13 protein-coding genes are annotated in these 12,967 nt (G+C 41.7%); 10 read left to right on the top strand and 3 right to left on the bottom strand.

All coding sequences use genetic code 11. The annotated features are described in order from the left end of the window. Nucleotides 1-27: 27 nt before the first annotated feature. On the bottom strand, nt 28-765 hold the full coding sequence (locus tag EO132_RS08960) for a hypothetical protein (RefSeq protein ID WP_127137536.1): 738 nt from the start codon (nt 763-765) through the stop codon (nt 28-30). Nucleotides 766-955: 190 nt separating this feature from the next. Between EO132_RS08960 and EO132_RS08955 the strand changes: the two genes are divergently transcribed. Then, nucleotides 956-1,378 (top strand): lipocalin-like domain-containing protein, encoded by a 423-nt coding sequence (locus tag EO132_RS08955; protein WP_164732307.1) that lies wholly within the window; start codon nt 956-958, stop codon nt 1,376-1,378. Nucleotides 1,379-1,384: 6 nt separating this feature from the next. Here the strand turns inward: EO132_RS08955 and EO132_RS08950 are convergent, their stop codons facing one another. Next, a complete protein-coding gene (locus tag EO132_RS08950) occupies nt 1,385-1,540 on the bottom strand; it encodes a YqaE/Pmp3 family membrane protein (RefSeq protein ID WP_090291467.1) in 156 nt (51 codons plus the stop codon). A gap of 93 nt (nt 1,541-1,633) precedes the next feature. Here EO132_RS08950 and EO132_RS08945 point away from each other — a divergent pair, with 93 nt between their 5' ends. The 4 genes from EO132_RS08945 (at nt 1,634) to EO132_RS08930 (ending at nt 6,608) form a co-directional block, all read left to right on the top strand. Then, nucleotides 1,634-2,677, top strand: a complete 1,044-nt coding sequence (locus EO132_RS08945; RefSeq protein ID WP_127137534.1) for a response regulator transcription factor — start codon at nt 1,634-1,636, stop codon at nt 2,675-2,677. Nucleotides 2,678-2,777: 100 nt separating this feature from the next. Next, on the top strand, nt 2,778-3,320 hold the full coding sequence (locus EO132_RS08940) for a thioredoxin family protein (protein ID WP_127137533.1): 543 nt from the start codon (nt 2,778-2,780) through the stop codon (nt 3,318-3,320). A gap of 65 nt (nt 3,321-3,385) precedes the next feature. After that, nucleotides 3,386-5,077, top strand: coding sequence for a lysine--tRNA ligase (gene lysS, locus EO132_RS08935; RefSeq protein ID WP_127137532.1), 1,692 nt, complete (start codon nt 3,386-3,388; stop codon nt 5,075-5,077). Between the two features lie 100 nt (nt 5,078-5,177). Beyond that, nucleotides 5,178-6,608, top strand: a complete 1,431-nt coding sequence (locus tag EO132_RS08930) for an SLC13 family permease (protein ID WP_127137531.1) — start codon at nt 5,178-5,180, stop codon at nt 6,606-6,608. Nucleotides 6,609-7,045: 437 nt separating this feature from the next. Here the strand turns inward: EO132_RS08930 and EO132_RS08925 are convergent, their stop codons facing one another. Further along, nucleotides 7,046-7,762, bottom strand: a complete 717-nt coding sequence (locus EO132_RS08925) for a hypothetical protein (RefSeq protein ID WP_127137530.1) — start codon at nt 7,760-7,762, stop codon at nt 7,046-7,048. 266 nt (nt 7,763-8,028) lie between these two features. Here EO132_RS08925 and EO132_RS08920 point away from each other — a divergent pair, with 266 nt between their 5' ends. The 5 genes from EO132_RS08920 (at nt 8,029) to EO132_RS08900 (ending at nt 12,948) form a co-directional block, all read left to right on the top strand. Further along, entirely contained in the window at nt 8,029-10,530 is a 2,502-nt protein-coding gene (locus EO132_RS08920) for a zinc-dependent metalloprotease (RefSeq protein WP_127137529.1), read from the top strand. A gap of 162 nt (nt 10,531-10,692) precedes the next feature. Further along, on the top strand, nt 10,693-10,887 hold the full coding sequence (locus EO132_RS08915; protein WP_127137528.1) for a hypothetical protein: 195 nt from the start codon (nt 10,693-10,695) through the stop codon (nt 10,885-10,887). Between the two features lie 111 nt (nt 10,888-10,998). Further along, nucleotides 10,999-11,451 (top strand): hypothetical protein, encoded by a 453-nt coding sequence (locus EO132_RS08910; protein ID WP_127137527.1) that lies wholly within the window; start codon nt 10,999-11,001, stop codon nt 11,449-11,451. Between the two features lie 175 nt (nt 11,452-11,626). Continuing rightward, on the top strand, nt 11,627-12,226 hold the full coding sequence (locus EO132_RS08905) for a transcriptional regulator (protein WP_127137526.1): 600 nt from the start codon (nt 11,627-11,629) through the stop codon (nt 12,224-12,226). Next, nucleotides 12,223-12,948 carry a DUF3307 domain-containing protein gene (locus tag EO132_RS08900; RefSeq protein WP_127137525.1) on the top strand — a complete coding sequence of 242 codons (726 nt, stop codon included), beginning with the start codon at nt 12,223-12,225 and terminating at the stop codon, nt 12,946-12,948. The genes EO132_RS08905 and EO132_RS08900 overlap by 4 nt, the downstream gene beginning before the upstream one ends. The last annotated feature ends 19 nt before the right edge of the window (nt 12,949-12,967 follow it).

Raw genomic sequence — 12,967 nt, 5'->3', positions numbered from 1 at the left:
AAAGATACGAAGCTCTATACTGGAAAACTATTTCTCGAGCTCCACCTCCAAATCCAATACCGATGGGTCTTTCATCAAATCCAAAAAGTTGACCTCGTAAATCAAAGTTTTACCATCTTGGCTAAAAGTCGCTTCCTCGGCAGTCGTGGATTTTATCTTTTTAGGGAAATGATATTTGAGTGTATAGGTTGACCCGGAAAGAAACATTTCAGCACCTTGCAGGCTGTCCAACTGTTGTTCGAACAACTCTTGATCTACGATTTTGGCGGTACGGGTAAATTTATTTTTATTGAAGGAATAGATCACCTCCGTCGGCTGTTCGGCGGGTTTCATTTGACCTTGTTGCGGGTTGGAGTTATTTCCTATGGAACTGGCATCTTGGAAAGCCCCGAAGGCATCGTTTACCTCGCTTACATTTTTAAACTCGCTGAACAGATCAAACTTCATCACCTTTTGTTCCGGGTCCATTACCATGCGCATGTTAAAGGGCTCCAACTTTTTCAACTTTTCCTGTTCCTCCTTTGGCAGTTGGGCAATACTATCCTTTTTCTCCTCTAAAAAATCCTTGAAGGAAATTATGGAATCGATAGGCTTTTCGTTGGTCTTTGCCAATTCGTCTCCCGCCATATCCATCATCTCGGAACCGTCAAAATTGATAGAGAGTTTTCCAGAACCATCTCCTTCCAAATGGATCTCTTCGGTAAAATTACAGGAAGCGGCCAAAAAGATAATTGCAGCAATGAATGCAAATTGTAATTTTTTCATGATGTAGTGCTTATGGTTTAGTGTGTTTCAATTTTAATTACAGTAGGTAACAGCATCAAAAGTACCATAATCGGCACATATCCACAATGCGACAAGCTTATTTTGGATGAATGGTCCGAACATCATCATAAAAACCGCTTTTTTGCGTTATATTGACTCACTAACAGACTACAAATCAAACACCAACCTCATGAAAGAATCAAAACTCCTTTTCGTTTTCTTTATCCTGTTTTTGGCCTCCTGTAGTTCCGATGACAACAATCCCGGACCTGAGCTTTCCCCAGAAGAATTGCTCGTCGGCAAATGGTATTTGACCAATGCAACCACCAATGGGACCGAAGTCAATTTGGAAGACTGTCAACTGTTTTCCTTTATAGAGTTTTTAAATGAGGAAGATATTTTAACGGAGTGGTATGAATCGAACTGCAGCTCCAGTGGCCTTAAAACAGTGACCTATACATTTCAATCCAACCCAACGGGCATTTCCATTTCTGGGGATACCGGTTTTTCCATGAATCCCGACTACGAAATTTTAAAGCTCACCAGCACGGAATTGATCTTGCGCACATTTGATGCTTCCCAAACCACCTTAATCTGGGAGCGTGAAGATTAGCCTCATCTAATTGGGGTTGTTCAAGATGACCAAAGCAGCGATTACGCCAGGCACCCACCCACAAAGGGTCAATAAAAAAACGATAAGAATAGAACCACAGCCCTTACCAATTACGGACAAAGGGGGGAACAATATGGCCAATAAAACTCTCCAGAAACTCATTGATGATATGATTTGATTGATGATACTTATAGGTAGTTAAAATGTCCGTTTTGTTACAGAAAACCACTATTTTTAACCAGAATCCGGTAAAAAATGCGGTTTTTCGTCCTTATCTTACTCGTTATCAACTCGAATGTCCTCCTTGGACAATACCATATTTCAGGGCAAGTTTCCCAAGAAAATGCGGGCAATGCCATTTACTTATCCTTGGTGGAAGACTATCGGAAATCCTCTCGGGTTTATTTAGATCAAATTGTTCAGAAAACGGAAGTGGACTCTCTGGGCCATTTTTCCTTTGAAGGTAATAATCTAAGTGGGCAAAATCGCATTTATCGCATCCATTTGGATGGCTGTTCAGACAATACAGGGAGCAATCATTTTTTAGGACAATGCAACAACAGCAAAAATGTGCTCTTTATCGCAAACAACATGGACACCTTGGAGTTCCCCACCTCTTTCGAAGACCAATCGCTATGTACCATTAACTCCACCAACCCAAAATCAGGTCTATTATTGGAAATTGACGGACTAAAAGAGCATATGGCTTATGATTTTGCCGATTATCCCAGTGAGGCCAACAAAAAATTGAATCTGGACAAGTGGTTCACAAACTTGCATGGTTTTGGAAAAGACACCAATGAACCTTTGGCAGAACTTTACATCTATGATTTCTTGTCCGACAAAAGGAACGAAACCTTTCAATTTTACTTGGAAGACCTTACCAAGAACGACTACTACGAAAGCCTCTCTGAACGATTGGCCATCGATTATCCCGAAGCATCATTTACACAGCAATACCAAGCTGAAATAACCACAGACAAGGAATTGGCGAGTTTCAACAGGCCTAAATCCAGTAAATGGAACCGTACGATCATTGCACTTTTGGCGGTATCGCTATTGGGCAATGTGCTTTTCTTTCTTGGCAAAAGGAAAAAAGACAGCAGCTCACAATTACTTGAAAAACTTACTCCCCAAGAGCAAAAAATCGTCAACCTGATGCTGGAAAACAAGACGAACAAAGAGATTGCCTCAGAGCTTTTTGTGAGTGTCAGCACCATAAAAACACACATCAACAATTTGTATAAAAAGTTAGGTATTACCTCCCGCGAAGAGATGGCACTCCGTTTCAAAAAGTAAAATTCAACCCCCGGTCTAGTACCGATTTCCAACGCTTCAAAATCGATTCAGCCATTGATTTTAGTGAATTTGGCCATCAAACCATAAATCACGTAAAATCATGAAACGAGTATTCACATTATTATTCTTGCTTTGCATCATCGGTGCATCGGCACAACAATTCAACAAGGAAATCACTACCGAAAATGGCTTGCAGTTGTTAGTAGGTCAAATCAATTTAGATGGCTTACAATCCCAACCCTACGGGAACTGGTTCCAAAATAGATACGAGAGCTACCATCCGGACGAATCCATGGTTGCCCTGTTCAAAGAAAAACTTTCAGCATACAACATTAAACTGTTCTTGGGAACCTGGTGCGGGGACAGTAAGCGGGAAAGCCCCAAATTGATCAAAATATTGGAAGCTGCGGATTTTCCCATGAATCAATTGGAAATCATTGCTTTGGATTATCGCAAGGGACATTACAAAACAAGTCCCACAAACGAAGAAAAGGGATTGAACATTATCAAAGTGCCTACCATTATCTTTTTTAAAGATGGCGAAGAGATCAACCGAATTGTGGAAAGTCCTTTGGAAACTTTGGAAGAGGACATCGCTCAAATTGTTTTTCAAAAGGACTATGTACCCAATTATGCATATTAAGTTTGGACAAGACGAGGATTTAAAGCGCAAAAGTGTAATTTTGCGCTTTAAATTTTTTACAGACTATGCAACTATCGGAACAAGAGATCGTTCGAAGGGAAAAATTGACCAAACTCAGGGAAATGGGCATCAACCCATATCCAGCAGCATTATATCCTGTTGATGCCACTTCAAAGAGCATCAAGAATGATTTTGAAGAAGGAAAAAAAGTAGTGATTTCCGGTAGATTGATGTCACGAAGAATTCAAGGAAAGGCCTCTTTTGCCGAACTTCAGGACAGCGAAGGACGCATTCAGGTCTACTTTAACCGTGATGAGATCTGTCCCGGCGATGATAAAACCCTCTACAACGATGTGTACAAAAAATTGCTGGACATCGGGGACATCATTGGCATAGAGGGAGAGCTTTTCACCACTCAAGTAGGCGAAAAAACCGTTATGGTAAAAAACTTCTCACTGTTGAGCAAGAGTTTAAAACCATTGCCGCTACCAAAAGTAGATGACGAAGGTAAAGTGTATGACGCCTTTAACGACCCAGAGTTGAGATACCGCCAGCGATATGTGGATTTGGTGGTGAACCCTCATGTGAAGGACACCTTCATCAAAAGAACAAAAATTACCAACAGTATACGGGAATTCTACAACCAAAAGGGATATTTGGAAGTGGAGACCCCGATTCTACAACCCATTCCAGGTGGAGCGGCCGCACGTCCGTTTTTAACGCACCACAATGCATTGAATGTGCCTTTGTACCTGCGAATCGCCAACGAATTGTATCTAAAAAGACTGATTGTTGGTGGATTTGACGGCGTGTACGAATTTGCCAAGGATTTCCGTAACGAAGGCATGGACCGTACCCACAATCCGGAGTTTACCGTAATGGAACTCTACGTAGCCTACAAGGACTACAACTGGATGATGGACACCACCGAAAAACTATTGGAAAAAGTGGCCATTGATGCCACAGGCAGTTCCAAGGTAAAAGTGGGCGATCACGAAATTGAATTCAAAGCTCCTTACCCAAGGATCCCCATTTTGGAAGCCATTAAAATCCATACGGGATACGATGTTGCCGGAATGGATGAAAAAAAGCTTCGCGAAGTGGCCCAGAAATTGGACATTGAAGTGGATGAGACCATGGGCATCGGTAAATTGATCGATGAGATTTTTGGCGAAAAATGTGAGCACCATTACATCCAGCCAACGTTTATTATCGATTACCCTAAGGAAATGAGTCCGTTGACCAAAGAACACAGAACCAACCCGAGACTTACTGAGCGTTTTGAATTGATGGTAAACGGCAAGGAATTGGCCAATGCCTACTCCGAGCTCAACGACCCCATTGACCAACGTGAGCGTTTTGAAGACCAACTGAAACTTTCAGAAAAAGGAGATGACGAAGCCATGTTCATCGATCAGGACTTCTTGCGTGCTTTGGAATACGGAATGCCCCCTACTTCGGGAATCGGTATTGGTATCGACCGCTTGGTCATGTTGATGACCAATAATTCATCCATCCAAGAGGTGCTGTTCTTCCCGCAAATGCGACCCGAGAAAAAGCAGGTGGAACTTACCGAAGAGGAAAAAATCATTTTGGACATTCTAAAACCACAAGGTGAGATGTCGTTGCCAGACTTAAAGGAAAAAGCAGGTTTGAGCAACAAAAAATGGGACAAAAGCACGAAGGGGCTTACCAAACATGGCCTGATTAAAGTAGAGAAAACGGAAAACGACCTTTTGGTAAAGTATACAGGGTAATCCAACGCACCCATCACTTTTCAACTATTTGATACTGAAGCCCCGTGATGGGGCTTCTTTATTTTTATCTTTTAACAAAAAATCCTAGCTTAGAACCCCAATGGAACTAAGCAAAAAAATTGGGCTGGTCCTCGGACCGGTTGTCTTCCTTATACTGAACCTGTTGCCATTTGAAATGGTATCCGAAAAAGGAGATCCTGTAATCTCCGTTGCGGCTTGGATGTTGATTTGGTGGATTACCGAAGCGGTCTCCATATCTGTAACAGCGCTCCTCCCCTTACTTTTGCTTCCCATTTTAAAAATTTTGCCCATTGCCGAAGTTGGCGCCAACTATGGTAGTCCTATCGTTTTCCTGTTTTTTGGAGGCTTTGTAATGGCCTTGGCTCTGGAAAAGGTAAATCTGCACCGTAGAATCGCATTGAACATTATCAAGCTAACCGGAACCACTCCCAACAAAGTAATCTTGGGCTTTATGATCGCTACAGCCACATTGAGCATGTGGATCAGCAATACAGCCAGTACCGTGGTCATGTTGCCCATAGCCATTTCCGTGATCAATTTATTGATCAATGACGAAGATGGATTTACCAAGAGCGATGAAAACTTTGCACTGTGTGTTATGCTGGGTATCGCATTTAGTGCCAATGCCGGGGGAATAGCCACTGTAATCGGCACACCTCCAAACTCCGTTTTGATAGGTTTACTGGAAAATGAATACAACACCGAAATCTCCTTTTTAAAATGGATGACCATCGGTTTACCGTTTTCTATCATTATGATAGGCATTTGTTATTTAGTGCTCGTTAAATGGATGTTCCCGAACAAAGACCTAAAGTTCAGTGCCTCAAAAGAGGTAATTCAGGTGGAGCTGGAAAAATTGGGACCCACTTCGGGTAAGGAAAAAATGGTGCTTGTCATTTTTGCGGTTACTGTGTTCCTTTGGATTTTCAGGACCTTGATCAACAATATATTTCCAAATCTGGGCCTAACGGATACCATGATCAGTATTTTCGCGGCCGTTGCCCTTTTCGCCATTCCATACAACATAAAAAAAGGAGACTTTATTATTACCTGGAAAGACACTTCGAAACTGGCCTGGGGTATATTAGTGTTGTTTGGCGGGGGACTTGCACTGGCACAGGGCATGTCCACAAGCGGAATCGTGGATTTAGTGGCAAACGGGATTGCGCAAAGTGAAATCAGTATATTGTTCACTGCGACCTTATTGATTTTTCTTATGCTATTTATGACCGAGCTGATGAGCAACGTTGCGCTGGTGGCCGTATTGGCACCTGTAGTTGCCGGTATCGCTATTGGTCTCGACATCCCTCTACTGCATTTATTGATTCCTGTGACCATTGCCAGTAGCTGTGCCTTTATGCTTCCCATGGCCACACCTCCCAATGCCATTGTATTTGCTAGCGGCTATGTAAAGATTCCGCAAATGGCACGCGTTGGCGTCATTTTAAACCTGATTGCGGTTGCTTTGCTCATTTTGGTATTTCAGTTTGTGATTCCACTACTGTTCTAAACCAAAAATGCCCCTCCTAGCGGAAGGGCATTTTCACAAACTAACTAACTCAAAAAAATGTAAGAAACTAACTTAACTAACGCTACTTGCTTTTGTGCAAGCGAGACGTAACTCTTTGTTAGGTACAAACTTATAACCCTTTTTTGTGAATATTATTGTAATTAGTTTTTTGTTAACGATAGGTTTGGCCCATAAAGACAATTCGTTTTTCAAAGCTTTTATCAAAACGATACGAAAACCATATCAAAACGGGTAAATAACTGAATAAATGATACGGTCAAACGCGTTTTTCTAAAAATTTTTGCGAGTCCAGCCTCTATGTTATTTTTTTGTTAACCAGCTGTTTATAGGTTTTTCTTAACAAACAAAAAAGCCCTCAGAAGAGGGCTTTTACTAACTAACTCAAAAATTTGTAAAATGATAACTAAAACATCCTACTAGTTGACCCTTTTGTAGGGATCAAAATTTTCTGGGAGATACTTGGATGTATCAAAACCCAAATCTATTTCTTCGTTTTCCATGTAGTTGATGGAAGAAACTGCAATTACATCAGTATATGGGTTGAAATCCGCTGGCAACAAATATTTGCTGTTGATTCCCAATACCAGCTCAGGCTCATTCTCCATGTACGTGATTGATTTTAAATCTACATACGCCTCGTAAGGGGAAAAATCCGCTGGCAAGTAATCCTTGGTATCAAAACCCAGGTCCATATCCTCATCCTCCATGTAATTGATGGAATGTACATCCACCACATCCGTGTAAGGATCAAAATTATCCGGCAAGTACTTTTGAGTATCAAAACCTAATGCGGGTTCAACTTTGTTTTCGAGGTATATGATGGAATTCAAATCAAAATAGCTTTTAAACGGATCAAAGCCTTCTGGCAGATAATCGGCGGTATCAAAACCCAAATCCACTTCAGGTTCTTCTTCCAAATACACTATTTCGTTCAAATTCAACTCATATGATGCATATTCCACCTCCGAAGTTGAATTGTTTAACTCTGCACCTATGTTAAGTGTGGTTAAACTGTTTTCTAAACTACCCGGTGTCTCGGATTGAACCTGGACAACCTTGGTATTTTGTTGGTCGTTTGCTATGGCTGTACTACTTAATAATACACTTCCATAAATTAATAATAACTTGTTCATTTTTTGATTGAATTTTGTGATTGATGTTATGCCTATAAGACTATCCAAAACACAAAACGTTACAGTCTTTAGGATTTTTTTACGAAAAAGAAAGACCCGTTGAGCCCAGCTATACGGGGCGATTCACTCCAAACCATCAGTAAAACGCAGGACTCCCAAAGGTTGATGCATTCCGTTAAAAAAAACGTTGTTAATATTTATTTAACAGTTAATCTTATTGAATTTTAGGTTCTTTGAATCTTCTTAGTTACTCAAACTGACTTATAATGATCAAAAATTTACTACCTCGACTACTTTTAGTCATTATTTTATTGGGTGCCTTCCAATCAGCGGAAGCACAACTTTTCAAAAAGAAAAAGAAAGAAACCGAACAAAAAAAGGACGACAAGTCCAAACCTGGCGATATAAAACCTTATGATAAGGTTATTACCAAGGAAGCAAAAACCGACGAAGGGCTCTTCAGTGTTCATACCGTCGATGACAAACATTACTACGAGATTCCGGATTCCCTGTTCAATCGTGAAATGCTCATGGTAAGCCGTATCTCCAAAACTGCCACGGGCATTGGTTTTGGTGGCGGAAAAATCAACACCCAAGTGCTGCGTTGGGAGAAAAAAGATAAAAAAGTATTGGTGCGGGTAGCCTCCTATGAAAATGTAGCGGCTGATTCCCTTCCTGTGCACGAAGCGGTTGTCAACTCCAATTTTGAGCCCGTACTGTTTTCTTTCGATATCAAGGCCATCAACAAAAAAGATTCCTTGAACCCAGCCACGGTAATCGAAATAGACCCGCTGTTCACAGATGATGTAAAAGCTCTTGGTTTTCCCAATGGATACCGAAAAAGATACAAAGTTTCAAGGATGGACGGGGACCGTAGCTATATCGAATCCATCAAAAGTTATCCTTTGAACATAGAAGCTCGCCACGTTAAAACATATTTGTCCAGTGAGCCTCCTAGTAATTCCAGTTTGGGCTCCATTTCGTTGGAAATCAACAATTCCATGATTCTATTACCCAAAGAACCAATGAAACGTCGCTATTTTGATGAGCGTGTCGGATGGTTCGCCAGAGGACAAGTGGATTACGGATTGGATGCACAAGAAAGTAAAACCGTTACCTATCTAGATCGTTGGAGATTGGAGGTTAAGGACGAGGACATCGAAAAATACAAAGCAGGCGAATTGGTGGAACCCAAGAAACCAATTGTATATTATGTAGATCGTGCCACACCGGAGGAATGGGTACCTTATATTAAACAAGGTATCGAGGATTGGCAAGTGGCTTTTGAAGCTGCTGGTTTCAAAAATGCCATTATCGCAAAAGACCCTCCCTCTCCCGAGGAAGACCCCGAATGGTCTCCTGAAGATGTGAGATATTCTGTAGTTCGTTATTTGGCCTCTCCCATACCCAATGCCAACGGACCCCACGTAAGTGACCCAAGAAGTGGTGAAATTTTGGAGTCTGATATCAACTGGTACCACAATGTAATGAGCTTGCTACGCGGTTGGTTCTTTGTACAAACCGCAGCCATAAACCCCGAAGCCCAAAAAACCGAGTTCAAGGAAGAAATCATGGGGCGCTTGATACGTTTTGTATCCTCCCACGAAGTAGGTCACACCCTAGGACTTCCTCACAATATGGGAAGCAGCGTTGCCTACCCTGTGGATTCTTTGCGCTCAGCTAGTTTTACCCAAAAGTACGGAACAGCACCGTCCATTATGGATTATGCCCGTTTCAACTATGTGGCTCAACCAGGGGACGAAGGTGTCGCTTTGATGCCAAACATCGGCGTTTACGACAAATACGCCATTAAATGGGGATACAAACCTATTTTGGACAAAACAGCCAAAGAAGAAAAACCCATTCTAAACGATTGGATTTTGGAGCACGCAGGAGACCCCATGTACCGCTTTGGTCATCAGCAAGTGGGAGACATTCACGACCCAAGCTCACAGACCGAGGATTTGGGGGATGATGCCATCAAAGCCAGCTTGTACGGTATCGAAAACCTAAAGCGTATCGTTCCCAAATTAATCGAATGGACTACGGAAGACGGTGAAAACTATGATGATCTGGAAACCATGTACGGGCATGTGGTATCACAGTTCCGCAGATATATGGGACATGTATCCAACAACATTGGAGGTGTTTACGAATACCATAAAACCGCTGATCAAGAAGGTGCCGTGTATACCTACGTAAACAAGGAACACCAAAAAGATGCCATGGAATTCATGCAGGAACAACTGTTTGAAACCCCAGAATGGTTGATAGACCAAAACATTTTCAATAAAATTGAATATTCCGGTTCCATAGAGCGTATCCGTGCCACACAAGAAAGCTATTTGAACACCATGCTACAATTGGGCAAATTGGCTAGAATCATTGAAAACGAGACACTGAATGGTGATGAAGCTTACGGATTAGTGGAAATGATGCGAGACCTTCGAAGAGGAATCTGGTCGGAGACCCGAAGTGGTAGAACCATCGATACCTACCGAAGAAATCTTCAAAAAGCGCATATTGACCGTTTGGGGTATTTGATGACCGCAGACAGTCAAAGAAAGCAACCAGATTTTGGAGGTTACAGAAAATCAACACCTATCAATACAAGCCAATCGGATATCCGTTCGGTGGCACGTGCTGAACTGAATAACTTAAAAAGAGACATCAGAAGCGGTCTTGCTAGGATTTCGGACACCATGAGCCGTTACCATTTGCAAGATGCCCTAGAACGCATAGACCTTATATTGGAACCCGCCAAATAGGCCTTCTTTTTAAGAAAAGTAATATATGACAAGGTGTGACCGATACATTCATCGATCACACCTTGTTTTTTTTTATCTACACATCTAAACAAAGCCGTTTCACAACATATCAGTGAGATTCCCATTCGGAATGATTACTTTAGTAATCCCAAATCTCACATCATGAACTACAAAACAAAAAGCTTAATCTACTTTTCCTGTTTCGTGGCTGCTTCAGTATCATATTATTTGATAGATCAACACGACGAATTCCAAAATCAACTCAATTCGCAAAACTACGTCGAAACCCATTTCGAGGATGCCGACAGTTATGCCGATGATTCCATAGAAGACGATTTGGAAGAAGAAATCAAATAATTTTTCCTAAAACATCCTTTTACTGTTAAAAGCTTCATAAACCATGTTGCGATGGTTAAACCTTTGGATGCTATTCATGTCCAAAGAACAAATCATTAAAATTAAAACGTTATGAAGCGAATAGCAGTAGTAATGGTTATGCTGATCAGTATTGGCATGACCGCCCAAAGAAACGATGGCCAAAGAATGCGCAAAGGTCCCAACATGGACATGAGCGTTGAAGAAATGGCCACATTGCAAACAAAACGAATGACCTTGGCGTTGGATTTGACCGAGGCACAGCAGAATAAGATTTACGACATCCAATTGGAAAATGCCAAGTTCAGAAAAGAGAAATGGGACGAAATCAAAGCATTGAAGGATAGCGGCGAATGGGAAAGGCCGACATCCGAAGAGCGATATGAAATGGAAAACGCACGTTTGGACCGTCAAATCGCAATGCAGGAAAAAATGAGGAACATACTGGATGAAAATCAGTATGAAACTTGGAAAAAATTCTCCAACAGCAGAAAATCCAAGCATCATGGCAAGAAAAAAATGCAGGAGAGAGGGAGAAGAGGATAGTGTTTTTTGTTGATTTAAGAAGCCGCGCCAGCCATGGTCGCGGTTTCTTTTTTTATCCTTTATTTTAATGACAATTAAAATTATCTGCTTTTTTACAGATATATTTGATTATCTGCTTTTTTACAGATATATTTGATTATCTGTTAATTAACAGATTTTATTAAAAGTCATTGTCATGATAGCCATACTCACAGGGGACATCAAAAACTCCTCGGAACACAAGGCCAATAAATGGTTGCCACTATTAAAGGATTCATTGGCCAAATACGGCAAGGAACCCAAGGATTGGGAAATTTATCGTGGTGATAGTTTTCAACTGCAAACCAAGCCAGAAAACGCATTGGAAGCTGCCATCTACATCAAAGCGAGCATCAAACAAATTCGTCACTTGGATGTTCGGATAGCTATTGGATTGGGCGAAAAAAATCACGACGCTCCCAAAATCACCGAGTCCAACGGTCCTGCTTTTGTAAACTCCGGTGAACGTTTTGAGAATCTCAAAAAACAAAACCTGGGCATTAGGACCCCTAGCGAGAAGTTCGATGAGCAAATCAATCTACTGCTGGAATTGGCCCTCTTGACCATGGACGACTGGACCCCCGCAATCTCCAGAACTGTACAGTGTACCATGGACAATCCAGAAATGAATCAAAAAGAACTGGCATCGATCCTCAATAAATCACAAGGGAACATTAGCGAAGAATTGAACAAGGCAGGATTTGACGAAGTCAAAAAAATGATCCATTTTTACAAGGCTCAACTCGCACAATTATGATGCTTTTGGCCCTAAAACTCATACTCGCCCACTTTATTGGAGACTTCGTACTCCAACCAGCGCATTGGGTCGAGGACAAACTGGCAAAAAAGGGACGGTCCAAGTACCTGTACTTTCATATCGGGGTACATCTATTGGCGCTCTTGATCATACTGCAATTTGAATACATACTGCCCATTGCGGTCATTGTAGTGACCCACTTTCTTATCGATTTGGGTAAATTATCCCTGAGCAATTCAAAGAACTATCGCTGGCTGTTTGTCGGGGATCAAGTATTGCATCTTTTGGTTCTCGGTGGTGTACTGTACTGGATACAACCCTTCCCATTGGATTTCGGCGCCTTGTCCACCACAAAAACCTTGCTGCTGATTACTTTTTTAATATTTGTTACCTACGTATCGGGTATTGTAATGCGCATGTTGTTGGCCCCATATATTGATGAAGTTGCCAAGGACGATGCCTCCAGCGAAGGCGGTTCCCTCAAAAATGCAGGAACCTATATCGGCATGTTGGAACGGCTATTCGTATTTGGGTTTATTCTGATGCAGCAATGGGCAGCCATAGGTCTGTTGATCGCAGCCAAGTCCGTGTTCCGATTCGGGGACCTCAACAAGGGGAAAAACCGTAAACTGACCGAATATGTCCTTATCGGTACCCTATTGAGTTTTGGCCTGGCCATACTTTCGGGTATGTGCTATCTGTATCTTGCCGAACAAGTTTAGCCACTACCAGAAAACGAAA

Source organism: Flagellimonas oceanensis (assembly GCF_003992595.1).
Lineage (GTDB): Bacteria > Bacteroidota > Bacteroidia > Flavobacteriales > Flavobacteriaceae > Flagellimonas > Flagellimonas oceanensis.
The sequence above is the reverse complement of the archived record's forward strand: the minus strand, read 5'-3'. Positions and strand labels throughout refer to the sequence as shown.

Excerpts from the sequence above, each read along its gene's own strand:
- EO132_RS08960 (WP_127137536.1), bottom strand. The coding sequence starts at position 765 with ATGAAAAAATTACAATTTGCATTCATTGCTGCAATTATCTTTTTGGCC.
- EO132_RS08955 (WP_164732307.1), top strand. The coding sequence starts at position 956 with ATGAAAGAATCAAAACTCCTTTTCGTTTTCTTTATCCTGTTTTTGGCC.
- EO132_RS08950 (WP_090291467.1), bottom strand. The coding sequence starts at position 1,540 with ATGAGTTTCTGGAGAGTTTTATTGGCCATATTGTTCCCCCCTTTGTCC.
- EO132_RS08945 (WP_127137534.1), top strand. The coding sequence starts at position 1,634 with ATGCGGTTTTTCGTCCTTATCTTACTCGTTATCAACTCGAATGTCCTC.
- EO132_RS08940 (WP_127137533.1), top strand. The coding sequence starts at position 2,778 with ATGAAACGAGTATTCACATTATTATTCTTGCTTTGCATCATCGGTGCA.
- lysS (WP_127137532.1), top strand. The coding sequence starts at position 3,386 with ATGCAACTATCGGAACAAGAGATCGTTCGAAGGGAAAAATTGACCAAA.
- EO132_RS08930 (WP_127137531.1), top strand. The coding sequence starts at position 5,178 with ATGGAACTAAGCAAAAAAATTGGGCTGGTCCTCGGACCGGTTGTCTTC.
- EO132_RS08925 (WP_127137530.1), bottom strand. The coding sequence starts at position 7,762 with ATGAACAAGTTATTATTAATTTATGGAAGTGTATTATTAAGTAGTACA.
- EO132_RS08920 (WP_127137529.1), top strand. The coding sequence starts at position 8,029 with ATGATCAAAAATTTACTACCTCGACTACTTTTAGTCATTATTTTATTG.
- EO132_RS08915 (WP_127137528.1), top strand. The coding sequence starts at position 10,693 with ATGAACTACAAAACAAAAAGCTTAATCTACTTTTCCTGTTTCGTGGCT.
- EO132_RS08910 (WP_127137527.1), top strand. The coding sequence starts at position 10,999 with ATGAAGCGAATAGCAGTAGTAATGGTTATGCTGATCAGTATTGGCATG.
- EO132_RS08905 (WP_127137526.1), top strand. The coding sequence starts at position 11,627 with ATGATAGCCATACTCACAGGGGACATCAAAAACTCCTCGGAACACAAG.
- EO132_RS08900 (WP_127137525.1), top strand. The coding sequence starts at position 12,223 with ATGATGCTTTTGGCCCTAAAACTCATACTCGCCCACTTTATTGGAGAC.